This is a genomic window from Vreelandella halophila (genome assembly GCF_009856365.1).
Taxonomy (GTDB): domain Bacteria; phylum Pseudomonadota; class Gammaproteobacteria; order Pseudomonadales; family Oleiphilaceae; genus Halospina; species Halospina utahensis_B.
Window position 1 is genome coordinate 222,537 of sequence record NZ_WMEX01000001.1, and the last position, 24,337, is coordinate 246,873.

19 protein-coding genes are annotated in these 24,337 nt (G+C 62.8%); 15 read left to right on the plus strand and 4 right to left on the minus strand.

The window, feature by feature from the left end; genetic code table 11:
- Nucleotides 1-13 precede the first annotated feature (13 nt).
- From GLW01_RS00955 to GLW01_RS00970, 4 genes are all read left to right on the plus strand, one after another.
- Nucleotides 14-1,231 (plus strand): GTPase family protein, encoded by a 1,218-nt coding sequence (locus tag GLW01_RS00955; RefSeq protein WP_160897823.1) that lies wholly within the window; start codon nucleotides 14-16, stop codon nucleotides 1,229-1,231.
- Entirely contained in the window at nucleotides 1,228-2,760 is a 1,533-nt protein-coding gene (locus GLW01_RS00960) for a GTPase family protein (protein ID WP_160897824.1), read from the plus strand. The genes GLW01_RS00955 and GLW01_RS00960 overlap by 4 nt, the downstream gene beginning before the upstream one ends.
- A 90-nt stretch (nucleotides 2,761-2,850) precedes the next feature.
- Entirely contained in the window at nucleotides 2,851-4,188 is a 1,338-nt protein-coding gene (locus tag GLW01_RS00965) for an MFS transporter (RefSeq protein ID WP_151440982.1), read from the plus strand.
- A gap of 37 nt (nucleotides 4,189-4,225) precedes the next feature.
- Complete coding sequence (locus GLW01_RS00970; RefSeq protein WP_160897825.1) at nucleotides 4,226-4,759, plus strand: methyltransferase; 534 nt, start codon at nucleotides 4,226-4,228, stop codon at nucleotides 4,757-4,759.
- Here the strand turns inward: GLW01_RS00970 and GLW01_RS00975 are convergent.
- From GLW01_RS00975 to GLW01_RS00985, 3 genes are all read right to left on the minus strand, one after another.
- Nucleotides 4,750-5,205, minus strand: coding sequence for a CopD family protein (locus GLW01_RS00975; RefSeq protein WP_160897826.1), 456 nt, complete (start codon nucleotides 5,203-5,205; stop codon nucleotides 4,750-4,752). The genes GLW01_RS00970 and GLW01_RS00975 overlap by 10 nt on opposite strands.
- Nucleotides 5,202-6,158: a D-alanyl-D-alanine endopeptidase gene (pbpG, locus tag GLW01_RS00980; RefSeq protein ID WP_160897827.1), complete on the minus strand. Its 957-nt coding sequence runs from the start codon at nucleotides 6,156-6,158 to the stop codon at nucleotides 5,202-5,204. Before pbpG ends, GLW01_RS00975 begins: the two co-directional genes overlap by 4 nt.
- 61 nt (nucleotides 6,159-6,219) lie before the next feature.
- Entirely contained in the window at nucleotides 6,220-8,559 is a 2,340-nt protein-coding gene (locus GLW01_RS00985; protein ID WP_160897828.1) for a helicase-related protein, read from the minus strand.
- Between the two features lie 164 nt (nucleotides 8,560-8,723).
- Here GLW01_RS00985 and GLW01_RS00990 point away from each other — a divergent pair, with 164 nt between their 5' ends.
- A complete protein-coding gene (locus tag GLW01_RS00990) occupies nucleotides 8,724-10,655 on the plus strand; it encodes a hypothetical protein (protein ID WP_202405504.1) in 1,932 nt (643 codons plus the stop codon).
- An 84-nt stretch (nucleotides 10,656-10,739) separates the two neighbouring features.
- The gene (locus GLW01_RS00995) at nucleotides 10,740-12,050 is read left to right on the plus strand and encodes an ATP-grasp domain-containing protein (RefSeq protein ID WP_151440987.1); all 1,311 of its coding nucleotides are present in this window, start codon (nucleotides 10,740-10,742) and stop codon (nucleotides 12,048-12,050) included.
- Here the strand turns inward: GLW01_RS00995 and GLW01_RS01000 are convergent.
- Entirely contained in the window at nucleotides 12,047-13,093 is a 1,047-nt protein-coding gene (locus GLW01_RS01000) for a PA0069 family radical SAM protein (RefSeq protein ID WP_160897830.1), read from the minus strand. The genes GLW01_RS00995 and GLW01_RS01000 overlap by 4 nt on opposite strands.
- Before the next feature lie 208 nt (nucleotides 13,094-13,301).
- Here GLW01_RS01000 and GLW01_RS01005 point away from each other — a divergent pair, with 208 nt between their 5' ends.
- The 9 genes from GLW01_RS01005 to cydC all read left to right on the plus strand — a co-directional run bounded on the left by GLW01_RS01005 (nucleotide 13,302) and on the right by cydC (nucleotide 24,286).
- Nucleotides 13,302-13,928: a peroxiredoxin gene (locus GLW01_RS01005; protein WP_160897831.1), complete on the plus strand. Its 627-nt coding sequence runs from the start codon at nucleotides 13,302-13,304 to the stop codon at nucleotides 13,926-13,928.
- Nucleotides 13,929-14,073: 145 nt separating this feature from the next.
- Entirely contained in the window at nucleotides 14,074-14,985 is a 912-nt protein-coding gene (locus tag GLW01_RS01010; protein WP_151440990.1) for an MBL fold metallo-hydrolase, read from the plus strand.
- Between the two features lie 15 nt (nucleotides 14,986-15,000).
- Nucleotides 15,001-15,441 carry a TIGR01244 family sulfur transferase gene (locus GLW01_RS01015; protein WP_151440991.1) on the plus strand — a complete coding sequence of 147 codons (441 nt, stop codon included), beginning with the start codon at nucleotides 15,001-15,003 and terminating at the stop codon, nucleotides 15,439-15,441.
- A 23-nt stretch (nucleotides 15,442-15,464) separates the two neighbouring features.
- A complete protein-coding gene (locus GLW01_RS01020; protein ID WP_151440992.1) occupies nucleotides 15,465-16,754 on the plus strand; it encodes an NAD(P)/FAD-dependent oxidoreductase in 1,290 nt (429 codons plus the stop codon).
- The gene (locus GLW01_RS01025) at nucleotides 16,751-18,481 is read left to right on the plus strand and encodes a SulP family inorganic anion transporter (protein WP_160897832.1); all 1,731 of its coding nucleotides are present in this window, start codon (nucleotides 16,751-16,753) and stop codon (nucleotides 18,479-18,481) included. Before GLW01_RS01020 ends, GLW01_RS01025 begins: the two co-directional genes overlap by 4 nt.
- Nucleotides 18,482-18,555: 74 nt before the next feature.
- Nucleotides 18,556-19,968, plus strand: coding sequence for a cytochrome ubiquinol oxidase subunit I (locus tag GLW01_RS01030; protein WP_151440994.1), 1,413 nt, complete (start codon nucleotides 18,556-18,558; stop codon nucleotides 19,966-19,968).
- Nucleotides 19,968-20,969 (plus strand): cytochrome d ubiquinol oxidase subunit II, encoded by a 1,002-nt coding sequence (cydB, locus tag GLW01_RS01035; RefSeq protein ID WP_160897833.1) that lies wholly within the window; start codon nucleotides 19,968-19,970, stop codon nucleotides 20,967-20,969. Before GLW01_RS01030 ends, cydB begins: the two co-directional genes overlap by 1 nt.
- Nucleotides 20,953-22,626, plus strand: a complete 1,674-nt coding sequence (cydD, locus tag GLW01_RS01040; protein ID WP_160897834.1) for a thiol reductant ABC exporter subunit CydD — start codon at nucleotides 20,953-20,955, stop codon at nucleotides 22,624-22,626. Before cydB ends, cydD begins: the two co-directional genes overlap by 17 nt.
- Entirely contained in the window at nucleotides 22,619-24,286 is a 1,668-nt protein-coding gene (cydC, locus tag GLW01_RS01045) for a thiol reductant ABC exporter subunit CydC (protein ID WP_160897835.1), read from the plus strand. The genes cydD and cydC overlap by 8 nt, the downstream gene beginning before the upstream one ends.
- The last annotated feature ends 51 nt before the right edge of the window (nucleotides 24,287-24,337 follow it).

Consider the following 24,337-nt stretch of genomic DNA (forward strand, 5'->3'; position numbering starts at 1 on the left):
TAAGGTGGTTTACATGAGACGTTCAACTCCCTGGTCCCTGCCGTCACTGGGCGCTCTGCGGGAAGCCCTGCTGCGTCCGGGGGTGGATGATGAACGGCTGACCGCTGCCCTGGCCCAGGCACGGGAGCAGCAGCCCCCTCCCGTGGTCTGGCTTCTGGGTAAGGCGCAGTCCGGCAAGACCTCTGTCATCCGGGCGCTGACCGGCAGTCCACGGGCCACCATCGGCAACGGCTTCCAGGCCTGTACCCGCACCGCTTCCTTCTACGATTTTCCGGAGCAGGCGCCTGTGGTGCGCTTTCTGGACACCCGTGGGCTGGGCGAGGTGACCTATGATGCGGGCGAGGACCTGGCCTTCTGCGAATCCCAGTCCCATCTGGTGATGGCGGTGATGAAAATCGCCGATCCGGATCAGGGGGCGGTTCTGGATGCTCTGGAGACCGTGCGCAGGCGCCACCCGGAGTGGCCTGTGGTGCTGGTGCACACGTCCCTCCACGAGCTGTACCCGCCTGGCTCGGACCATGTCATGCCGTGGCCCTTTGAGGCTGAGCCACTGCCGGAGACAGTGCCCTCGGATCTTCGTCGGGCGCTGGCTGAGCGCCGGGAGCTGGCTGAAGCGCTTCCCGGGCACGCCCCGGTGGTGTCGGTGGCTGTGGATCTCACCCTGGAGGAAGATGGCTTCGCCGTGGCGGATTACGGGCTGGAAGGCCTGTGGCGGTCGATTGAGGAGACCGCCACTTTTGAGCTTCGGGCAAGGCTGCAGCAGGATCCGGGTCTGCGGGATCTGTTCAGTCGGGCTGCCCACCCGCAGATCACCGGCTACAGTCTGGCGGCTGCCGGCGCCGGTGCCCTGCCGCTGATCGATGCCGCGCTGCTGCCGGCGCTGCAGGTGCGGATGCTGCACGCCCTTGGCCGGATCTATCAGCAGCCCTGGGACATGCGGCGCAGCTCCGAGTTCTTCGGTCTGCTGGGGGTAGGAGTGCTCGCCGGCTATGGGTTGCGCTGGGCCGGGCGCAGCCTGGTCAAGGTGGTGCCGGGCTGGGGCCAGACACTGGGGGCTGCCTGGGGCGCCTCCAGTGCCGCTGCGGTCACCTATGCGCTGGGCAAGGCGGCGGATTTCTATCTGGCCCGCACGGCGGATGGCATGCCGGTCGAGGCGGATGCCATCCGGCGTCTGTACCGCGAAGCGTTCGAGCAGGGCCTTCATCTGGGCCATGACAGGGGTAGCGAATGAGGGCCCTGCTGCGTGAGTTCGGTTACCTGCGGCTGTTGGCCGTACTGATCGCCTTCCTGCCATTTTTTGTGCTGCCCGCCCTGGGCGTGGTCTGGCTATGGCATTCCGGCCAGCTTCTGGTCTGGTTCCTGGTTACGGCGGGCTGTGGCTTCCTCGGGTATGGACTGCACTGGCTCTCGAGGCTGTACAGCCGCAGCCAGCTGCCGCCCGCCACGGGCCCCGAAGCCCACTGGCCTCCGGACTCCCATGAGGCCTGGCAGCACGTTGAGGCTCGCGCCAGCGAGGCTACACCGGAACAGTATCCGCTCAGCGACGCCACCGGACTCTTCCGACTGGGCCGAGATACCGTGGAGGATGTGGCCCGCCATTACCATCCGCACCGCGAACGCCCCCTGTTGGAGCTGACCGTTCCGCACATGCTGCTGATCATTGAGCGGGCCAGCCGCGAGCTGCGGGCGGACATTGTCGATCACGTGCCGCTCAGCCATCGGCTGACCCTGGGCAGCATGGCCAGGCTGCGACGCTGGCGGGATACGGCGGTGCGCCTGGAGGGACTGTATCGGCTGGGGCATGCGGCGGTGGACCCGACCAGTGTGGTGTTCCGCGAACTGCGTCGTGATCTGGGCAACCGGGTACTGGGTTACGGTTCGGAGCAGGTCCAGACCTGGTTGTTGCGTGAATACATCCGCAAGGTGGGCTATTACGCCATCGAGCTCTACAGCGGCCGTTTGCTGCTGGCGTCGGAAACACCCGTGGAATCGGTGACGCGGGCCTCTCAGCTGCAGCAGCAGGAGAGTGAAGGCCGCCCGGAATCGTCGGAACCGCTGAGGATCCTTCTGCTGGGTCGCGCCAATAGTGGCCGCTCCAGCCTGGTCAACGCGCTGGAGGGCGAACCGGTGGCGGCGGTGGACAGCGCTGCTGGAACCACCGGCGCCATTGAGGCCTACAGCTGGGGCAGCAGTGACGGCGATGAGGTGCTGCTGATTGACACCCCGGGAGTGGAAGGCGAGGCCCTTGATACCGCAACCCTGCGCCGCGAGGTACTGGGGGCGGATCTGGTGTTGTGGGTGACGCCGGCACTGCGCGCCGACCGTGAGGGTGAGCGGGCGGTACTGGAGCGCATACGCGACTGGTTCCGTGAGGATCCCTCCCGGCGCCCACCGCCGCTGATCGGCGTGGTGACAGGGGTGGACGCGGTCCGTCCTGCCCGTGAATGGGCGCCGCCCTATACGCTGGCCGAACCGGCGACGCCCAAGGCCCGCAACATTGTCGCCGCCGTGGAGGCGGTGGGTGGCGAGCTTGAGTTCGACGCCCGGCACCGGGTGGGCGTCAGTCTCAGCGGTGACGCGCCTTTCAACGTGACCCCGGGGCTGGTGGGGCTCATGGAGGGCCAGCTGGACGAGGCCCGGCGGATCCGGCTTCTGAGGTGCCTGCGCGAGCGCCGGCGGGACGAGACCTGGCGTTATCTCTGGCGGCAGGTTCGTAATGCCGGGCAGACGGCGCTTGCAAAGGCCCGTGAACGTCACTGAACGGGATCATGCGAATCGAGGCGCTTTCTATGAACCCGCCCCGGGACGTACCATTCACGCCAGTGTTTCGCTGACCTTCCAGGCACCCTGATGGACGCACAGACCCGCGCCCCGCGCCGTGAGATCTTCGGCTGGGCGATGTTCGACTTCGCCAACCAGGCCTACACGCTGCTGATCATCACAGTGGTGTTCGGGGACCTGTTCACCCGTGTGATCGTCGGCGACGGCCCTGACTACCGGTTGGGGAACTTCCTCTGGAGCCTGGCGCTGGCAGTCAGCTATGGGCTGGTGGTGGTAGCCAATCCGGTCTGCGGCGCCGTCATGGATTACACCCGTTCACGCAAGCGCTTCCTGTTTGCCAGCTACCTTGTGACCGTGGTGGCGACCGGCCTGCTGTACTTCGTGGAACCGGGCTGGATCACCATCGCCATGGTGCTGATCATCATCTCCAATTTCGCCTACGCCATCGGCGAGGGCTTCATCTCGAGTTTCCTGCCGGATCTGGGCCCGCGCGAGGCACTGGGCTGGATCTCGGGGCTGGGGTGGAGTCTGGGCTACATCGGCGGGCTGGTGGCGACGGCCTTTACTCTCGCCTTTCTGGGGGAGGTTACGGCGGAAAACTACGACACCATCCGCTGGGTCGGGCCCTTTGCGGCGGTGTTCTTCCTGATCGCGGCGATTCCCACCTTCCTCTGGGTGCGCGAGCGCGGCGACGCCCGTGTGGTGCCCGAGGGCTGGTCGCTGACCCGGCTGGGCATCAACCGCCTTCTGGCCACAGCGCGGGTGGTGAACCAGTTCGGGGACCTGCGCTGGCTGCTGGTCTCGATCTTCTTCTCAATGGCCGGGATCTACATCATCGTCAGCTTCTCGTTCATCTACGGCTCCCAGGTGATCGGCTGGGACGAGGCCACGCGTACGCTGATGTTCATCACCGTCCAGATCACCGCCGCCATTGGCGCGCTGCTGTTCGGCTGGCTCCAGGGCCACTGGGGCGCGCGCCGGACCTACCTCATCACGCTCTGGCTCTGGGTGGTGGCCATACTGGCCATCTGGCAGACCCCCAACATGACCCTGCTGCTTGAGCGGTTGGCCGGACTGAGCTTCGAGGCCCAGGAGGTGTTCCTGGTGGCCGGAGTTCTGGCCGGGCTCAGCCTGGGCTCGGCCCAGTCCGCCGGCAGGGCACTGGTGGGCGTGCTCACGCCCACGGGCAAGGCGGCGGAGTTCTTCGGTTTCTGGGGTACCGCCTCCAAGCTGGCGGCCATTGTCGGTATCCTGGGTCTGGGGCTGATCCAGTGGGCGCTGGGACTGGCGGATGCCATTCTGTTCTGCCTGGTGCTGTTCGTGCTGGCCATGGTGACAGTGCTGCCGGTGAATGAGGGTCGGGGGCAGGATGTGGCCGAAAACTGGCGGGAGTCGGAATCCGGATGAGTGCTGAGCTTTATATGAAGCGGGGAGCGGCCGTTCCGTGGAGATAGCGGCTCTGGTGGTGCTTGCCGTGGTGCTGGTGGTGGGGGCGTCCATCCTGTGGTCGACCCTTCGCACGGGCATGCCGCCGATGCCCAGTCTGGGCCGGGCACCGAAAGCGATGCTGGAACTGGTCCCTGAGCAGCCAGACGGCGCCATCGTGGACATGGGGTCGGGCTGGGGCACGCTTGCCATCCACTTTGCACGGCGCTTCCCGCGGACCCGGGTGGTCGGCTACGAGGTGTCGTTCTTTCCCTGGCTTGTGTCCGTATTACTGGCGCGGCTGATGCGGCTGGATAATCTTGTGTTTTACAGGCGGGATTTCCGGCAGGCTGATCTTGAGGGCGTCGAGGTGCTTCTGTGCTATCTGATGCCAGAGGGCATGCAGGCGGTACAGCAGCGGCTGGAGCGAGATCCGGGGTCGGTGCGCTGGGTGATCAGCCACTGCTTTGCCCTGCGTGGACGTGAGCCCGAGACGGTCAGCGAGCTCCCGGATCTCTACGCCACGCGGGTCTACCGCTATCGTTACCAGTAGCGCCCGCCGGTGGCGATGACCACTACGATCAGGCCGATGACCAGGTTGATGGCCACGAACTTGCGGATCTGGCCGACCCGGCGCTTGCCTTCCTCGATGTCGCCACTGTCTACGGCCTGCTTGAGGCGCTTGTAGGGAGCGAAGAAGATGTGCAGGAACAGCAGCATCATCAGCAGGCCGAGCCCGTGCATCATGTGGATGTGCCAGTTGACGCTGCCCATGCCGCCGTAGGCGTGGATCAGGCCGTAACCGGTGACCAGCAGGATGCCCACCGCGGCCCAGACCCAGCGGAAGAACAGCGACAGGGCGTGGCACCACAGCAGCGGGCGCTGGGAGGGATCCACCACCCGCACCACGGCCGGGCGCATGGCCATATAGGCGAAGAACATGCCACCCACCCAGATCACGGCGGCAAGGGCATGCAGAGAGAGAGACAGTCCGGTCATTGCGCGGTCTCCATTGAGTTCTTGTGGGTGTTTTCGGCGGTCTGGGTCTCGCGGGCCCTGAGGGCCTGGACCTGTCTGCGTTCATAGCGTTTGGCGGCACCGGCAATGGCGCCGCTTTTGCCCGTCCGGATCCAGCGCCGCACGCGCCCGGCGTCGCCCAGCGGGGTGTGTTTCCCAAAGGAATTCAGGAACACCATGCCCACCGGGCGGTCATCCACCCGGGTCACCATCATCAGGCAGCGCCCGGCGTCGTTCAGGTAGCCGGTCTTCGTCAGGCGCACCGGCCAGCCCCGGCGGTGCACCAGAACGTTGGTGTTGCCGTAGCGCAGCTGGTAGCGCGGGCTGCGGAAGTGCACGGTATGATAACGCGTGGTTGACAGCTCGCGCAGGGTCTCATTTTTCCAGGCCGCACGCATCAGCCGTGTCAGGTCCGCGGCCGTGGACTGGTTCTTCGACGACAGCCCGGCCGGGTCCACGAACCGGCTGTTGTTCATGCCGAGCAGAGTGGCTTTGCGATTCATTGCCTCGATGAAGGCATCGTAGCCGCCGGGGTGATGGCGCGCCAGCTGATGGGCCGCCAGGTTTTCGGAAGACATCAGCGCGATGCGCAACAGATCCCGGCGCGTGGCTTCGGAATTGATGCGGATGCGGGAGTAGGCGTTGACCGGGGCCGGGCGGTCCCGCTCCAGGATGGTGAGGTATTCATCCAGTGGCTCGTCGGATTCCAGGACCACCAGCGCGGTCATCACCTTGGTGATCGAGGCGATGGGAACCGGGGTCTGGGCATGTTTGCCATGGATCTGGGAGCCCGTCTCCAGGTCAACCACGGCTGAGTGAACGGAGGCGAGTTCCAGGTTCCGGGTGTCGAGTCCTTCGGTCAGCGGTGATGCACCCGCCCCTGCCGGAAGCAGGATGAGCAGGCAGAACAGCCAAGTCAGCCAGTGTCTTACCATCGGACCCCCTCCTCGTGAAAGACGTCATTGTTCCACACTGGGCGCCGGGGTGGAACCGGGTTCACTGTACCGTAACCACCTTGCTGGCGCGGCGGTAACGGATCTTCCAGCCCTTCCAACTGGGCAGTTCCCAGCGCTTCGGGGGCGTTTTCCGGGGGCCGTGGCGGTAGTCCAGGGTGATGCGCCGGGCGGTGGGTTCATAGGTTACATCCATGACCAGATCCCCGAGCGAAATCCGGCGGGGGTAACGCCGGTCGAAGGTTTCGCGTTCCCATTCCGGAATGCCCTCAAAGGCGAGGTCCCCGGGCTCAAGCAGGCTCTCATCCCCGGGCTCCTCCACGCCCAGCGCCTGCAGACGCTGACAGAGCCACTGCTGGGCGGATTCCGGAACCTCGCCTTCCCCATGACCCAGCGCCACGTACAGTGCCCACTGCTGGATATCCGCCTGGACCCTGTCGCCAACAGGGGTGAGCAGCTGGCCCTGGAGGATCAGTTCGGCGAGGGCGTTGCGCAGCTCCGAGCCAGCGGGGGTCGTATCCTCCGAGCTGACCACCCGGTTGGCGTAAAGGCGTTCGCGGCGAACCCGGGGCTCGCCATCCTCTAGGCGCATCTCCCCGAAGCGGACCTCGCCCAGGTCCAGCTCGTCCAGAATGGCCAGTGGCACCGGGGCCAGACAGGTGGCGATGGTGATGGTCTGGCGGTGGCCGCGCTTGCCGGGGGTGCTGTGCTCGTCCAGCACCAGTGCGGCCTCGGCGTCTTCCGGCAGCCTGGAGGCCTCATCCGGGAGAACCTCGCGGGCGTCGTTGCCCATGGCCTGGCGGCGCTTCTCGCGGCGGACAAAAACCAGCTCCGGAGCCGCACGGGCAATGGCCCGGCGCAGGTGGTCCGGGTTGCTGACCGGATCATCGGGGATGCCCGGAAGGGCCAGGGCGTCCCGAATGCGCCCGGCAAGCTGGCGGGCTTCCTGGCGGGCCTGGTTGTTCACGCTCAGTGGCGCCGGTGGGCGGTTCCGCAACAGAGCGATCAGTGTGGTGGCGTCGCAGGGGTCGGGCAGCCAGTCGCCCAGGGCGCGGCGCTGGTCTTCCCTGTCCGGGAAGCGGAACAGGCGTGGGCGGGTGCTCAGTGCGGCCGTGAGATCCGCCATGGCGCCCTGGGTGTCGGCATCCGGCATGGCCGAGATCAGGTGCGCGAAGAAACTGTCGATGGGGAGCTGGAACAGGCGCTGGCCGTAGTCGGTCGCAACGCCGTCTTCATCCACGGCACCCATGCGCTGGAGCTGCTCGAGCGCCTTGCTGTGGGCTTTCTGCGGCAGTGGGTCAGGGAAGCTCAGGCAGTGAGCGGGGGCGTTGGCGCAGCCGGCGGCCAGCACCAGCTCGGTCAGCTCCTCACGCTGGATTTCCGGTGCGGTGGTGGCCTCCAGCGGTGCGCCGCGGCCCCAGAGGCGGATGGCCGTACCTGCTTCGGTGCGTCCAGCCCGGCCACTGCGCTGGTCCGCTGAGGCCTGGCTGATGGCGGCCAGGCTGAGCACAGTGCGGCCGTTGCGCTGGTGGGTGCGCCTCTCCAGGCCGGAGTCCACCACGGCGGTCACGCCGGGGATGGTCAGGGAGGTTTCGGCCACGTTGGTGGCCAGGATCACGCGCTGGCCACCGTCCTCGGCCAGTGCCGCTTTCTGGGATTCGGCGTCCACGGTGGCGTGCAGGGTGAGTACCGGGACGCCGGGATCGACCAGGGCCTGCTCCGTATCACGGATTTCGCCCCGGCCCGGAAGGAACGCCAGCACTGGCCCGTGGGTCTCACTGAGCGCCCGCTTGATGGCCCGGGCCATCCGTTCCGCCAGATGTCGGCTTTCGGGCATCTGGCGTTCATCCTTTGCCTCATGCTGGAGGGTCACCGGGAACCGCCGCCCTTCCGCCTCGATCAATGGCGCCTGTAGATGGCGGGCTACGGCCTCCGCCGCGAAGGTCGCTGACGTGACAACGAGATGATGCTCGCCCTGGTGTTGAAGCAGAGCAAGCAGCAGGTCGGTGTCCCAGCGCCGTTCGTGGAATTCGTCCAGTACAACGGTCCGGAATCGCCGCAGTCCGCCTTCGCCCAGCCATCGCAGCGCCATGCCGGGGGTGGCGAAAACCAGTGGCGTGTCGCTGTTGCAGCGCACATCAAACCGAACGGCGTAGCCAATGCCCTCACCGAGGGCCGTCCCCTGTTGCCGGGCGAGGAAGCCAGCCAGTGCGGTGCAGGCTACCCGCCGGGGTTCGATCACCAGGGTGGCTCCCCGTTCGCAGGCCCACACGGGCAGGCGGGTGGACTTGCCGGAGCCGGTGTCCGCGGTCACAACGGCGTGGCCCTGCTGCAGGGCTTCCATGAAGCGTGTACGGTGGGAGTCGATGGGTAGTGGATGCATTCGGTTGCAGTCGAGCGCTGTATGCCGGTTCAATGGGCTAGGTAGTAATGCGACTCCCATTCTAACAGTGGCTGGCCTAATGTGGCGGCAAAAGGGGGGCGCCTGGAGTGCACGGAGCTGAACATGAACCCGAAAGGCAGTATGACGGCGCCCCAGAGGCGCTGGTGACGACACTCGACGCGGCCATCAGCCGCCTTGCTGAGGTCAATGCCGTTGAAGGCGTCTCGCCGGTTTTCGAGGTGATTGAGGCCGCACAGCCCCTGATGTTCAGTCCCGGAGGCCTGGAGACGCTCTACGAGCGCGTGCCCGCCATTGAGAGCGCGGGGTTTTTTGGCGGCAGTGATTGGGACTATCCCCAGACGCTGGTGCCCTCACTGGCCGTGCGCACGGTGCGTTACGGCGAACCCACCGCAACGCTGGTGGAGAGTCTGAGCCAGATTCGGCTTCTGGCGGTAGCGAAAGGCGATTACATCCATCCGTCGATTTCGGCGGAACACGCCCACCACTTTCTCGCCCAGGTCCTGGCCATGAATCTGGATCTGGTGGTCAGCGATCTGCAGGAAAGCGACCGGCTTCGGCCCAATGAGCTGGGTTACGCGGTTCAGAATCTCTATCACTACCTGCTCCGGCACCTGGGCTACGAGAATCTTCTGGAGCATCTGGTGGCTGAAGTCTGGCGGATTCTGGAACAGCGCCCGGTCCAGGTGGAGGGCGTCAAACAGATGGTGACGCAGATCGCGGTTTGCGTGCAGAAACCGGATGCACTGGGCAGTGAGGTTGGCGACGACGCGCTGCAACTGATCAACGCCGTGTTCAGCCCCACCGAAGCGTGCCGTGAAGATCCCGGTTTCGAGGTCTATTCGGAACGGCTGGCGGACATGGACGACGCCGCCCTGTTGCAGGAGGCCATCGCCTTTGCCCAGGCCATGCACAGCACTGGGCTGGTGTCGGCCTACATGCCGGTGTTTATACGCTACCTGCGGGGCCGCTGGAACGCCCTGATTCCGACAGCTTTGGGCCTGAGTTACACGGGTGCCGACGCGTTTCACTGCTACCCGGCATTGATCCACACCCTGATTGATGAGGCTGTGTTTCCCGAGACCAGCCAGTGTGCCTATGGCCTGGCCATGATGCTTGAGCGGGGTATTCTCTATGCGCCTCCGGTAGCCCCCTCCCTGTGGCGCCAGATACGGCTGTCCCTCTGTGACGCGGCCGCCCGGAAGATGGTGGCGGTTTTTGGCAGCGCCCGCTCACCGGCGTGTTTTCTGCTTGCCGACGTGCTCAATGTGCTTGGACGTCCGCTGGGCGTAGGGCAGGGGAACTATCCCACCTGCCAGTCGACCCGCGCCCTGTCCATGTGGGCGTACAGCATGCCGGAGGAACTGCTTCGGATCCTGGCCTGGGCGGCTCGCGACGACGAGGTGGTGATGCGCTTTGAAGGCAACAGTGTTTCGTCGCGGGAGCTGGGCGCCGGCCTGGCCGCCGAGCCCCCGGTGGATGTGGATGCCGTGTCGCTGCTGACCGTGCCACACCTGGATCGCATCTACTTCGAGATGGGGCGTCGCAGCGCCGGGCGCGGAGAGGACCCGCATAAATGGGTCAACGCCGAATTCCACGGTGATCGTGTGGGTCACGGATTCCGTATAGCGGTGGATGTGTTCACCGGCGGCCTGAAGGACTTTGAAGGGTTTATCCGCGACTTTTACGCGGCTTACCACCCCTTCTACAACGGCAATATTCCGGTCATCAATCCACAGCCTGCCGGTATTGCGGTCACCGACAGTGCCACGCGCTTTCTCGGCTGGCACGCGATCACCATCCAGCGGCTTGCGCTGGATACAGATAAGACCATGCGCGTCTATTTTTTCAACCCGAATAACGACAGCGGGCAGAACTGGGGCCAGGCTATTGTGACCTCGACCCAGGGCCACGGCGAGCTCTATGGTGAAGCCTCGCTGCCGGTGGCCGAGTTCGCGTCACGACTGTACGTGTTTCACTACGACCCTCTTGAGAAGGGCGAACCGAACGATATTCCAGCCGATGAAGTCAATCGGGCCATGCAATTGGCCCAAACGAGTTGGGCCCAAGGGCGTTAGCTGACCCCATAAGCCTGCTTGTCGAATGCTGGCGCTGCCAATCCTGGCGTCAGCTTCTTGCGCAAAGCAAAAGGAGAATAATGTATGCCAAGCGAATCACAAGTTCCAACAACAACCCGGGATGTTTCCGGCTGGACTGATCCGACACTGGACTCGGTACGCGGAACGGAAACACCCAAAGACCCGAATAAGGGCTACATCGCACTGCTGGGCTGGAGCGTCAACGCCATTAAAGCCGCCCAGAAGTTTGATCGGCGCTACATCGTGGTCGCCCCCGAGTGGGCCGCTGATTTCTGCGAAGCCAACAAGATTCCATTCATTTCCTGGGATTTTGAGCGTCTGAACGACCGTTCGCTGGAAATTGCCGAGCGGCTGAAAGAAGAAGGGGTTGATGTCGCCATACCCCTGTTTGAGGAAACCGTTGAGTGGTCGGGTGCGATCAACTCAGTGCTCATGGACAACCCGCGCATGTACGGTCAGTCCATCCTGTTCCGGGACAAGGCGCTGATGAAGCGCCGCGCCCAGCTGGGTGGTATACGCGTGGGGATTTTCGAGGAAGCCCACGAAAAGGACGACATCGTCCGCTTTATGAAGCGCGTTAACCAGACGCTGCTCAAGCTTGACGGTGACCCGGATGACCCGATTCACGTCAAAGCCTTCGACAAGGCCGGCTGCCTCGGGCACCGCATGATCCGCACGCTTGAAGAGATCGAGCACATACCGGACGAAGAGTATCCGCTGCTCATGGAAAGCCACCTGGATGGCTGGGAGTTCGCGGTCGAGGCCTGGATCCACGATGGTAAGATCCAGTTCCTCAACATCTCTGAGTACGTGACGCTGGGGTATTCGGTCTTTGTGCCCGCCACCAAGGAGCTGGAAAGCTGGCGCAACGCGATCACCAAGCAGATCGAGAAGCTGATCAAGACCTTCGATATCCAGTTCGGCCTGATCCACCCGGAGTACTTTGTGACCGCCGATGGCGAAATGTACTTTGGTGAGATCGCCTATCGTCCACCCGGGTTCAAGGCGTTCGAACTGATTGAGCGGGCTTACGGGTTCAGCGCCTATCAGGCGTCCATGCTGGTGTTCGATCCCAAGAGCACCAGGGAAGAGGTGGAAAACTTCTTCCCGAAAGAAGTGGAAGGTGCCAGGGGCTACGCCGGGTGCTTTGGTGTTTACCCGCGCCATCGTGTCGTCAGCAGGCTGGAAATGCCCAAAGAGACCACGGAACATCCGTACTTCGAGTCTCACGAACTGGTCGAACCAAAAGAGGAAACGGTACCGGACCGGTCAGCCTTCGGCACACACTGGGGGCTGGTCTTCTTCTTCGGGGACGACCCCATCACGATGCGGGATCTGCTCAAGGCGCAGGAAGACCTGCACTTCTACGTCTAGAACAGCCCCATCTGCTCACCGCCTGGGCGCCGGAACAATCCGGTGTCCAGCGGTTCCTCTTCGTGCACGTTCAACCCCACCGCACGGCACTGACGCTCGAACCGCTGCCGATAGAGTCCTGCCAGAACGCCCGTGCCCGTCATCCGTTGTCCCCACTCACTGCTGTTGGTATTGCCGCCCCTGAGATCGCGGATACGGTTCATGACGTGTGTTGCCCGGTCCGGGTAATGACGCTGCAGCCAGTCCTCGAACAGCGGCGTCACCTCGTAGGGTAGGCGCAGCAGCACCCAGCTGGCGCGCTGTGCGCCGTTTTCCGCCGCTGCGGTGAGCATGGATTCCATTTCGTGGTCATTGATGAACGGGATGATGGGGGCGGTCAGAACCCCGGTGGGGATACCAGCAGCACTGAGTTCACGCAGCACCCGTAACCGCGTGGCCGCTGCTGTGGCCCTGGGCTCCAGCTGGCCCTTGAGTCGGTTGTCGAGGGTCGTCAGCGAGACCCGCACGGAGCACAGCCCCATTGCCGCCATCTCCGACAGCAGGTCTGTGTCCCGCAGGATCAGTCCGCTCTTGGTAATGATGGACACCGGATGACGGTATTCGAGCAGTATCTCCAGCAGTTGGCGGGTGATCCGGTGATTCTTCTCTGCTGGCTGGTAGGCGTCCGTGTTGACGCCCAGAGCAATCGGCGTGGGCTTATAGCGGGGGTGGTCCAGAGCCGCTTTAAGCTTGTCGGGCGCGTTGGTTTTGACCTGGATCCGGGTCTCAAAGTCCAGCCCCGGTGACAGATCCTGGTAGGCGTGGGAAGGCCTGGCAAAGCAGTAAATACACCCGTGTTCGCAGCCCTGGTAAGGGTTTACGGACTGGCTGAAGGGTACATCCGGCGATTCATTCCGGCTGATGATCGAGCGCGCTGCCACCGGTTGGATGGTGGTAGGGGGCGCTCCCTCTGCTTCGGGAGACGATGCCTCATTGGCCCATGGCTCGCTGACGCGGGCCTCGAACCGATGCGGGATATTGGTCTGGCTGGCCCGTCCCTTCATCCTCAAAACTGTATAAATAGACAGTTTTGAGGTCAAGAAAAAGGTGTGGTTGGGACTTCCGAGCGATTTATAAAACCTAATAGTTCTATCGTTATACTCATATAGCATATTAAAAAGTTTCCCCCTATGATTCGCGTACTGGAGACAGCGACAGCCGGCGTCGACTCTCCAGAAACCATCAGTAATCACAGTGCACAGGGGAAACACCATGACACTTCGACTTGGCGATACAGCGCCGGATTTCACGGCAGAGAGTACAAAGGGAACCATCCACTTCCATGATTGGATTGGCGATTCCTGGGCCTTCCTCTTCAGCCACCCTGCGGATTTCACGCCGGTATGTACCACTGAAATGGGGCGGACCGCGCAGCTGGCCGATCAGTTCGAGCGCCGGGGCGTGAAACCCATCGGGCTTTCCACTGATACCGCGGAAGAGCACCTGAAGTGGATCGAGGACGTTAATGACACGCAGAGCACCACGCTTGATTTTCCGATCCTGGCGGATGCGGATTTCAATATCGCGCGGCTCTACGACATGATCCATCCGGGCGAGAGTGAGACGGCCGCGGTGCGCAGTGTTTTTATCATCGATCCGGACAAGCGGATCCGTCTGACCATGACCTACCCGATGACCGTGGGTCGCAATTTCGATGAGATTCTGCGTGCCATCGATGCACTGCAGACCAGCGATAACCGCACCTGCGCGCTTCCCGCTGACTGGAATCAGGGTGATGACGTGATCATCCCGCCGTCGATTCCAAACGAGCGGGCCAGTGAGCTCTTCCCGAACGGGTGGGAGGAGCTGCGGCCCTATCTGCGTATGGCGAAACTCTGAGGGCGGTAGGCCATCCCTGGTGCTGCGATAGCGTCCGGGGATGGTCCCGATAATCACGCCCCATTGCTTTATATGTCATTTGGTATTAACGTTATAACCAAATAGCTAAAAATTCATTAAGCTCACGATTCCTTTGGAGGCCGACATGAAAACGTTCGAGCGTTCCAGCAGCACAGGCGCCGGCAAGCCGGATGTGGCCGGGTTCTACGACCCGCGGACTTTCAGCATTCAGTACGTGGTTTCCGATCCCGCAACCAGCCAGTGCGCCATCATTGATCCGGTGCTCGATTACGACGAGAAATCGGGCGCGACGGGGACCCATCACGCGGATGAGATCCTGGAATACGTGGCGGACCAGGGTCTGACGGTTGAATGGATTCTGGATACCCATCCGCACGCCGACCATTTCTCCGCCGCCCAGTACCTGAAGGGCAAAACCGGCGCGCCAACGGCGATTGGCAGCGAGGTAACCGCCGTGCAGGCGCTGTGGAAAGACATCTACAACTTCCCGGACCTGGCGACTGATGGCAGTCAGTGGGACCGCCTGTTCAGTGAAGGTGACCGTTTCACCGTGGGTGAGATGGAAGCGGAGGTGATGTTCTCGCCAGGCCATACGCTGGCATCCATCACCTATGTGATCGGCGATGCCGCCTTTGTTCACGACACCCTGTTCCAGCCTGACTTTGGTACAGCGCGGGCGGATTTCCCTGGCGGCAGCGCCGAACAGCTCTGGGAGTCCATCCAGGCCATCCTGGCACTGCCGGAAGAGACAAGGGTCTTCACGGGCCATGATTACATGCCTGATGGCCGTGAACCTGAGTGGGAAAGCACGGTGGGCGAGCAGCGTCGCAGCAACAAGCACCTGGTGGATCAGAATCGGGAAGCCTATGTGGCCATGCGCAACGAGCGCGATAGCCAGCTGCCAATGCCGAAGCTGATCCTGCACGCGCTTCAGGTCAATACCCGCGGTGGTCGTCTCCCGGAGCCGGAAGACAATGGTCGGCGCTACATCAAGATTCCCCTGGACACCCTCTCTGGCGCGGCCTGGGGTAATTGAACGGAGGTTGCAGCAATGACGATCCAACAGGTTGAGGATGGTGTCGGACTTTCCGGCGCCATGACTGCTGAAGACCTGGAGAATGCGCAACAGCAGGGGTTTCAGGCGCTGATCTGCAACCGGCGGCCTGCTGAGTCTGCCGATCATGATGAGCAGGCCCTTGCGCAGAAAGCGCAGAGTCTGGGGCTTTCCTGGACCTGCATCCCGGTGGCCACCGGTGAGTACTCGGATGCCGACGTGGCCGCCTTTCACGAGGCACTTGAAACCCTGCCGCGCCCGCTTCTCATCTTCTGTCGCAGTGGGCGGCGTTCCATCCATCTCTGGGCACTTGCCCGAATCCGCCATGACGGCGAGCAGCCCGAGACGGTACTGGAGCGCATGCGGGCTCTGGGGCATGACCCCGAGACCCTGCGTCCACTGCTGGAGCCGGCCGGGGGTAGCCCCGATCCGGAATGACGTGAACCAACTGGAGACATCCCATGAGTGATCACACCGCAACGCCGGCGCCTACAACGACCCACCAGATCGTGATCATCGGTGGCGGGGCAGCGGGAATCTCCGTTGCCGCCAGTCTGCTCAAGCGCCAGCGCAGTCTGGATATCGCCATTGTTGAACCTTCGGAGGTACACAGCTACCAGCCGGGATGGACGATGGTCGGAGGAGGCGTCTTCTCTCCCGAGTCCACTCGTAGGCCGATGGCGAGCGTGATGCCGCGGGATGTCAGCTGGTACCGCACCAGCGCCAGCCGCGTTGAGCCGCAGCATCGTCAGGTGACGCTGGGAGATGGTCGTGTCCTCGGTTGGCGGCGGCTGATTGTCGCGCCCGGGCTGGATCTGGACTGGGATGCGATCGAGGGGCTCAGTGGCACGCTTGGCTGCAATGGGGTCACCTCCAACTACCGCTATGACCTGGCGCCCTACACCTGGTCACTGGTGCAGTCGCTGAAAAAGGGGACGGCCCTGTTCTCACAGCCTCCGATGCCGATCAAGTGCGCCGGTGCACCGCAGAAGGCCATGTACCTGTCCTGCCATTACTGGCAGCGCCAGGGTCGGTTGGGTGACATTGATGTGCACTTCTGCAACGCCGGCGATAAGCTGTTTGGCGTTCAGGATTATGTTCCCGCGCTGGAGCGCTATGTGGAGCGCTACGGCATCCATACCCAGTTCCAGAATCGCCTTGTGGCCGTAGATGGTCCGTCCCGGACCGCGCAATTCGCGGTGGCTGGCGATGATGGAGAGCACATGGTGGAGCGGCGTTTTGACATGCTGCACACCGTGCCGCCCCAGAAAGCGCCCCGATTCATCGCCGAGTCGGGCCTGGGCAATGACGGGGGATGGCTGGATCTTGATTCGGAGACCCTCCAGCATCGCCACTACCCGGCCATCTTCGGTCTGGGAGATGCCAGCGGCACGCCCAACGCCAAGACAGCCGCGGCGGTGCGCAAGCAGGCACCGGTTGTCGCCGAGAACCTTCTGGCTACCTTCAGCGGGGATCCACTGCCGGCAGCCTATCTGGGCTATGGGTCCTGTCCGTTGACGGTCGAGCGCGGGCGCATTGTGCTGGCGGAGTTTGGCTATGGCGGTGAGCTTCAGCCGACTTTTCCGAAATGGATCAATGACGGTACGAAACCCACCCGCCTCGCCTGGTGGCTGAAGGCTGGGCAGCTGCCCTGGATTTACTGGCAGTTGTCACTCAAAGGTCACGAGTGGCTGGCACGTCCGGAACGGCGGGACACGACCCCAACCTCACTGGGAGCTGATAAGGCATGAATCTGGAACGATGGCTGCCGCTGGCGGGCTGGCTGCGCGGCTACGGGCGCGATACCTTCCTGCGTGATGCCATAGCAGCTGTGATCGTCACCCTGATGCTGGTGCCTCAGGCACTGGCATACGCCATGCTGGCGGGGCTGCCACCGGAGGTGGGGTTGTACGCCAGTATGCTGCCGCTGGTGCTTTACGCGCTGCTCGGCACATCCGCGACGCTGGCGGTCGGACCGGTGGCGGTGGCTTCACTGATGACTGCCGCGGCGCTTGGCAGCATCGCCGAGGCTGGGACACCGGAGTATGTGGCTGGCGCCCTGGTGCTCGCGGCTCTTTCCGGCCTGATTCTGGTCGGTATGGGGATTCTGCGGCTTGGGTTTCTTGCCAACTTTCTCAGCCATCCGGTGATTTCGGGATTCGTAACCGCCTCTGGAATCCTTATAGCGGCAAGCCAGCTGCGCCATATTTTTGGTGTCGAGGCCTCCGGACATAACCTGGTTCAACTCGTGCCGGCCCTGTGGCAGGGGATGGACAACATCAGCGGTCTGACTCTGTTGATTGGTGGCGGTGCCTGGCTCTATCTGGTGCTGTGCCGGCGTCACCTGCGAACTGGCCTGCAGAAGCTGGGTCTGCCAGGTCAGGCCCCGGATCTGATGGCCAAAGCTGCTCCGGTCTCGGCGGTAATCGTGACGACGCTCCTTGCCTGGGGGTTCAATCTCAAGGCTCAGGGCGTGGAGCTGGTCGGAAAGGTCCCCAGCGGCCTGCCTTCTCTGGCGATGCCGAGCCTCGATGGTGAGCTCTGGTCCACGCTGCTTCCGGCCGCGGTACTGATCAGCCTGGTCGGGTTCGTCGAGTCGGTATCAGTAGCGCAGACCCTGGCAGCCAAACGGCGTCAGCGGATCGATCCGAATCAGGAGCTGATCGCCCTGGGTGTTGCCAATATCGGTGCTGGGGTCAGCGGTGGTTCACCCGTTTCGGGAGGCTTCTCCCGCTCGGTAGTGAATTTTGACGCTGGGGCTGTCACGCCTCTGGCCGGTGCCCTCACCGCGCTGGGTATTGCGCTGTCCACGCTGCTGCTAACCACACCACTGGCTTTCCTGCCCAAGGCAACGCTGGCGGCGACCATTATCGTCGCGGTAGGTACCCTGATCGATCTGCCCGCCATCCGCCGCACATGGGCCTATTCCCGAGTGGATGGCGTAGCGATGGTGGCGACGCTGGCGCTGACACTGTTCCACGGTGTCGAGAGCGGCATTCTGACCGGTGTGGCGCTCTCGCTGGGGCTGCATCTGTACCGCACGAGCCAACCCCATAGTGCCGTGGTGGGGCGCGTTCCTGGAACCGAGCATTTTCGCAACGTTGAGCGCCATAATGTGGAGACGGACCGCCATCTGGCGCTGCTGCGGGTCGATGAGAGCCTGTATTTCGCCAATGCCCGCTACCTTGAAGACACAGTTCTGGAACTGGTTGCCCGGCGCCCGGAACTGCGTGATCTGGTGTTGACCTGCCAGGCAGTCAACATCATTGACGCCTCCGCGCTGGAGAGCCTGGAGGCGATCAACAGCCGGCTCAGCGATGCCGGCGTGCGCCTGCATCTGGCGGAAGTCAAGGGGCCGGTCATGGACAGGCTCAAGAACTCCGATCTCCCCCATGAGCTCAGCGGACGCATTTTCCTGAGCACCTATGAGGCCTGGCAGGCCCTTGGGGGTGATGGCGGAGCTGGAAAGTCTGTTTGACCTTTGTTTCCTGGCTGCACGATCGCCAAAATTGAAATCGATAACCACTGTGATCCCGTCCTTGCGGAGGCTTTATGGATCTCGATCCCGTTCTTCTGTCACGCATACAGTTTGCTTTCGTGGTGTCATTCCACGCCATATTCCCGGTGTTCACGATCGGGTTGGCTTCGTTCATCGCATTTCTTGAGACATGTGCCTACGCATCGGGCAATCCGCTGTACACGCGCCTGTCAAAGTTCTGGATCAAGGTCTTCGCCGTGGTCTTCGGTATGGGGGTGGTCTCGGGGATTGTCATGTCGTTCCAGTTCGGGACGAACTGGAGCAACTTCTCCCAGGCTACGGCCAACTTTCTCGGACCCGTTCTGAGTTATGAGGTGGTGACGGCATTTTTCCTTGAGGCTGCGTTCCTCGGGATCCTTCTTTTCGGGCGTGACCGGGTGCCGGCCGGTATCTATCTGTTTGCCTCGTTCATGGTGGCCATCGGCACCTTCATCTCATCATTCTGGATTCTTTCCGCGAACAGTTGGATGCATACCCCGGCGGGAACCGTGATGGAAAACGGCATGCACCAGGTCGTTTCCTGGAGTGAGGCAATATTCAATCCGTCATTCTGGTACCGGTTTACCCATATGGGGCTGGCGTCATTCCTGACGGGCGGGTTTGTGGTGGCGTCCCTCAGTGCCTGGTTCCTCCTGAAAGGGCGCGAGGTTGAAGCCAACCGGCGTGCATTGTCCATGTGTCTCTGGCTTCTTCTGGTGATCGCGCCCGCTCAGCTGTGGGTCGGGGACCTTCATGGTCTCAACACCCTCAAGCACCAGCCCACTAAGGTGGCGGCGATGGAAGGCAACTGGGAGACCTCGTCCAACGTCCCGCTGCTTCTGTTCGCCTGGCCGGACCAGCAGGCACAGACCAATCACTGGGAGGTCGGAATCCCCGGCCTCGCGAGCCTGATCCTGAAGCACGACACTGACGGCGTTGTCCCCGGTGTTTCTGCGGTGCCTAGAGAGGAGCAGCCGCCGGTCGCGATCGTCTTCTGGTCGTTCCGTGTCATGGTTGGTCTTGGCATGCTGATGATCGCGTTCGCAATCGCTGGTCTCCTGTTGCGTCCCGGAGGCCGCTACTGGCGCAGTCGCTGGTTCCTCAAAGGGCTTGTTCCGATGGGCGTAGCACCCTTTGTGGCTGTGCTCGCGGGCTGGTTTGTCACCGAAATCGGCCGCGCACCCTGGTTGGTTTATGGTCAGATGACACAGGCAGAGGGGGTAACGCCCTCCCTGACCGGTGGCATGGCACTGTTCACGCTTATCGGTTACATCGTTGTCTACGCCCTGGTCTTCACCTCCGGGCTCTACTACCTCGGACGGCTGTTTGAAAGCGGTGTCGAGGATGCCGGTCACGACAGCGATCTTGATCAAGAAGAAGTGGAACGGGCGAAACGACCGTTTTCCGCTGCCCATGTGCCGCTTGAACACGAAGGAGGGCGCGCCTGATGGAACCGTTTGACCTGACACTGATCTGGGCCGGAATCATCGCGTTTGGCGTGATCATGTATGTCCTGATGGATGGCTTTGACCTTGGGGTTGGCATCCTGTTTCCGCTGGCACCGGATGAAGAGTCCCGTGACCTGATGATGAACTCGGTTGCGCCGGTATGGGACGGCAACGAAACCTGGCTGGTGCTGGGAGGGGCCGGTCTTCTGGCGGCGTTCCCGATGGTCTACTCGATCATGCTGCCGGCGCTTTACCTGGGCGTTTTCCTGATGCTATCAGGGCTTATTTTCCGGGGCATTGCCTTTGAGTTCCGGTTCAAGGCCAACCGCTCGCGTTATCTGTGGAATATTGCCTTCGCGGGGGGCTCAACTCTGGCGGCCTTTGCCCAGGGCATGGTGGTTGGCAAGTACATTGAAGGGATCAATACGGCCAACGGTGTCTACGTCGGTGGGCCTCTGGACTTCGTTACACCCTTTACCTTGCTGACAGGTCTGGGCCTGGTAGCCGGATACGCGCTGCTCGGAAGCACCTGGACCATTATGAAGACCGAAGGCACGACGCAGGCCTGGGCCCGGCGTATGGCCCGGCCTCTGCTTATGATCGTGCTGGCCGTGTTTGGCGTTATCAGCCTCTGGACTCCGTTCGTGGATGAAGCTGTCTATGAACGCTGGTTCTCAAACCTGCACCTGATCTGGGTGCTTCCGGCGCTGGCACTGTTCTTCGCCTGGCGGATCTGGCACGGGGTTACGCACAAGCGCGAGGGCTCGCCGTTTGTCGCGACCATGGGATTATTCGTCTTCACCTATCTCGGGCTTCTGGTCAGCAAGTGGCCTTATGTTGTCCCCCCTGAAATCACGCTCTATGACGCGGCATCAGCCTGGGAGTCACAGCTGTTCCTGCTTCTGGGACTGCTGTTCGTGATTCCGATTGTGCTCACCTACACCGCATGGACGTACTGGGTTTTCCGGGGCAAGGTGAGGGCCGGTGACGGCTACCACTGATCCACGCGCCGGCGCGCGATGGCTGAGCCAATGGGCGCGGGATGCCAGAGGGTATCTTGCGCTGGGGGTCATCGCGGGCGTTGTACAGGCGCTGGCCATGGTGGTTCAGCTCGGTTTGATGGCCTGGTTCGTGGATCGTCTTATCGTCCACGACCAGCCGGTAACCCTTGTCGCCACTGGTGCCGCACTGGCGCTGGCAGTGGTCGTGCGCAGCATTGGGCAGTGGGGTCAGGAGATGGCCGGTCTGCAGGCCAGTCACCGGGTGCGGCGTCAGGTGCGCCGGGCACTTCTGAATGCCTGGGCCAGTGCGGGGCCAGTTGGCCTCAGTAGCTGCGATTCCGGCAGGCTGTCCAGTGAGTGGACTGAGCAGGTTGACTCGCTCGATGGCTACTACGCCCGCTTCCTTCCCCAGATGATCCTGGCGGTTATCGTTCCCCTCATTATTCTCAGCGTGGTCGCGGTTCAGGACTGGTTGGCGGCGCTGTTCCTGCTGGCGGCAGCGCCGCTGATCCCACTGTTCATGGCCTTGATCGGGATGGGTGCGGAGCGTGTGAACCAGCGCCACTACGAATCCCTTGCGCGTCTCTCCGGTCACTTCCTGGATCGTATCCGTGGAATGACGACCCTGCAGCTATTCGGTCGCAGCGTGGATGCAGTGGAGGATGTTGCGGCTGCGACTGATCATTACCGGCGATTGAACATGGCGACCTTACGGGTCGCTTTCCTTTCCTCCGCGGTCCTGGAGTTTTTTGCGTCCGTGGCAATTGCCGCGGTTGCGATCTATGTCGGCTTCGCGCTGCTGGGGATGATTTCTTTCGGACCGGCAGACGAAATGAGCCTGTTCAGCGGGCTCTTTGTGCTTCTCCTGGCTCCAGAGTTCTTTCAGCCGCTCAGGCTGCTGTCACAGTACTACCACGACAGGGCCGCCGCATTGGGGGCAGCGGCTCACCTGAGTGCGAGATTGGTTGCCAGCGACAGTCTGGTCCCGCAGGCGGCGCAAGCACAACGCCAGGAGCCTGACAGCTCAGGCATCCGGGTGTCCGGACTGGGCGTGCGCTATCCGAATGGGCGTGAGGTGCTGAGTGATCTGGATTTCGAGCTTCCATCCGGGCAGACGCTTGTTGTGACGGGGCCCTCAGGCTGCGGGAAGTCCACGCTGCTGGCGGTTCTGGCGGGATTCATGGCGCCCTCACAGGGAGAGGCCAGAATCCGCGGGCAATCGCCGGGATCGATGCCGGTGGGCTGGATGGGGCAGAGGCCCTGGCTGGTGCCCGGGAGCTGGCGTCAGAACCTGAGGCTGACCGCGCCAGAGGCCAGCGAAGGGGCGATGCTGGAGGCGATCGATCGGGTAGGGCTCAGGTCTGTCCTGGATGGGCTTCCTGAGGGGCTTTCAACCCGGATCGGCGAGGGGGGCCTGGGGCTTTCAGGCGGTCAGGCGCGGCGTCTGGCTCTGGCTCGTCTTTTCCTCACCTCGTCCACCGTGATGCTGCTGGATGAGCCGACAGCTGGGCTCGATGAAGCAACCGAGGCTGAGGTGATTGAAGGGGTGAGAGGGATCATAGGGGGGCAGCGTCTTTGTGTGATTGCCTCCCATCAGCCGGCGCTGCGCGCGCTGGGAGACCAGCATCTGGCATTGGGGAGCACTCATCATGCGTGAACTCCGACCCTGGCTGGGCCTGCTCCAGCGTCATCGCCGGCAGTTGGCAGTGGGTCTTGTGTTGATGGCCGCAACGTTGATGGCGGGTCTGGGACTTCTCGCTCTCTCTGGCTGGTTCATTACCGCCACCGCCATTACCGCACTGGCCTGGGCCGCCGGGCTCAATGCCAGCCTGAACCTCTATGCGCCGGGAGGGGGAATCCGGTTCTTTGCGCTGGCGCGCACGGCGAGCCGCTATTTTGAGCGTCTGGTCAATCACGATGTGGTACTCCGGCTGCTGGCGGATATCCGGGTGGAGCTTTTCCGCAAACTGCTCAGGGCCGAGGCATACAGCGCTAAGCGTTTGGGATCGGCGGCCTTTCTGAACAGGCTGGTCAGCGACGTGGACACGCTCGACAATCTCTACCTGCGTCAGATCGCGCCGCCATTGGTAGCGCTTGCAGGAAGCCTGGGGGCAGCCGGGCTGATTGCTGTGTTTGCCCCGGCGCTGTCACTGGTGGTGCTGGCTGTGCTCGTGCCCTGGCTTGGCGTGGTGACGCTGGGCATGGCCTGGTGGACGCGGCGGCATGGTGCAGCGGAAATGGAAGCCGCGGAGCGGCTGCGCAGTCACGCCCTGACCGAACTTGAAGGGATGGCAGAGTTGTCCGCAGCGGGACTGCTGTCACGCGACCAGAATGATCTGCTGGGTGAGGACAACGCCCAGCGATACCGTCAGATGCAGCAGGAGACCTCGGCCATCAGTGGGCAGGCGCTGAATACGCTGGTGATCCACCTGCTGGTGGCGGCCCTGCTGCTGTTCGCGTCCCAGGCCTGGCAGGCGGGCCAGATCTCGGGCGCCGTGATGGTCCTTATTCCTCTGGTTATCATGGCATTGTCTGAAGGGTTCCTGCCGCTGCCCAGGGCGTTCATGCGCTTGGGAGCGACGGAAGCGGCTGCCGAACGCCTCAACACTCAGGACGGTTCCCAGCCAGACTCATCAGGCCAACCGTCGGAGGTTGGTTTGCCTGAAAATCCCACGCTGACCTGGTCCCATATCCGTGTTGCCCGCGGTGCGCCGGTCGTTTTCGAGGATTTCAGTCTCTCGGTCTCACCGGGAGAGCGGCTGGTTATAACGGGAGCGTCAGGCAGTGGTAAGTCCACTTTGGCTTCATTGGCGGCCCGCCTGACATCACCAGACGATGGGCAGGTGATGGTCAATGGTAATGACGGCGCCCTGTTTTCGCTCAGCGAGTGGCGTGAGCGCATCAGCTTGCTGACCCAGGATGCTCATCTTTTCAATGAATCGGTAGCCGCCAACCTCCGGGTGGGAGATGCCGATGCGAGTGAAAGCCGGCTTTGGCGGGTTCTTGAAGCGGTAGACCTGGCGCCGCTGGTGGCGTCACTTGATTGTGGTCTTGAGACACCTGTTGGTGAAGGGGGAGGGCAGCTCTCCGGCGGTGAGGGGCGACGTCTTGCGCTGGCGCGCGTGCTGCTGCGCTCGGCGCCGATCGTCATTCTTGATGAGCCTTTCACGGGGCTTGATGAGGCGACAGCGGAGCGAGTCTGGAAAGGCATTCAGCACTGGCTCAGCGGTTGCAGCGTTGTGCTTATGCTGCACGACTCAATGCCCTTTATTGAGGCGGATAGGGTCATTTCGCTGACGGCAGGAAGGGCTATGTAACGAAAAGAGCTGTTTAAAGGGCATATCGGCGGCCCCCCTCAGGGTGACCGC

Excerpts from the sequence above, each read along its gene's own strand:
- cydC (WP_160897835.1), top strand. The coding sequence starts at position 22,619 with ATGCGTGAACTCCGACCCTGGCTGGGCCTGCTCCAGCGTCATCGCCGG.
- GLW01_RS00995 (WP_151440987.1), top strand. The coding sequence starts at position 10,740 with ATGCCAAGCGAATCACAAGTTCCAACAACAACCCGGGATGTTTCCGGC.
- GLW01_RS01030 (WP_151440994.1), top strand. The coding sequence starts at position 18,556 with ATGGATCTCGATCCCGTTCTTCTGTCACGCATACAGTTTGCTTTCGTG.
- cydB (WP_160897833.1), top strand. The coding sequence starts at position 19,968 with ATGGAACCGTTTGACCTGACACTGATCTGGGCCGGAATCATCGCGTTT.
- GLW01_RS00975 (WP_160897826.1), bottom strand. The coding sequence starts at position 5,205 with ATGACCGGACTGTCTCTCTCTCTGCATGCCCTTGCCGCCGTGATCTGG.
- GLW01_RS01010 (WP_151440990.1), top strand. The coding sequence starts at position 14,074 with ATGAAAACGTTCGAGCGTTCCAGCAGCACAGGCGCCGGCAAGCCGGAT.
- GLW01_RS00960 (WP_160897824.1), top strand. The coding sequence starts at position 1,228 with ATGAGGGCCCTGCTGCGTGAGTTCGGTTACCTGCGGCTGTTGGCCGTA.
- GLW01_RS01005 (WP_160897831.1), top strand. The coding sequence starts at position 13,302 with ATGACACTTCGACTTGGCGATACAGCGCCGGATTTCACGGCAGAGAGT.
- GLW01_RS01025 (WP_160897832.1), top strand. The coding sequence starts at position 16,751 with ATGAATCTGGAACGATGGCTGCCGCTGGCGGGCTGGCTGCGCGGCTAC.
- GLW01_RS01020 (WP_151440992.1), top strand. The coding sequence starts at position 15,465 with ATGAGTGATCACACCGCAACGCCGGCGCCTACAACGACCCACCAGATC.
- GLW01_RS01000 (WP_160897830.1), bottom strand. The coding sequence starts at position 13,093 with ATGAAGGGACGGGCCAGCCAGACCAATATCCCGCATCGGTTCGAGGCC.
- GLW01_RS00955 (WP_160897823.1), top strand. The coding sequence starts at position 14 with ATGAGACGTTCAACTCCCTGGTCCCTGCCGTCACTGGGCGCTCTGCGG.
- GLW01_RS01015 (WP_151440991.1), top strand. The coding sequence starts at position 15,001 with ATGACGATCCAACAGGTTGAGGATGGTGTCGGACTTTCCGGCGCCATG.
- GLW01_RS00985 (WP_160897828.1), bottom strand. The coding sequence starts at position 8,559 with ATGCATCCACTACCCATCGACTCCCACCGTACACGCTTCATGGAAGCC.
- pbpG (WP_160897827.1), bottom strand. The coding sequence starts at position 6,158 with ATGGTAAGACACTGGCTGACTTGGCTGTTCTGCCTGCTCATCCTGCTT.
- GLW01_RS00965 (WP_151440982.1), top strand. The coding sequence starts at position 2,851 with ATGGACGCACAGACCCGCGCCCCGCGCCGTGAGATCTTCGGCTGGGCG.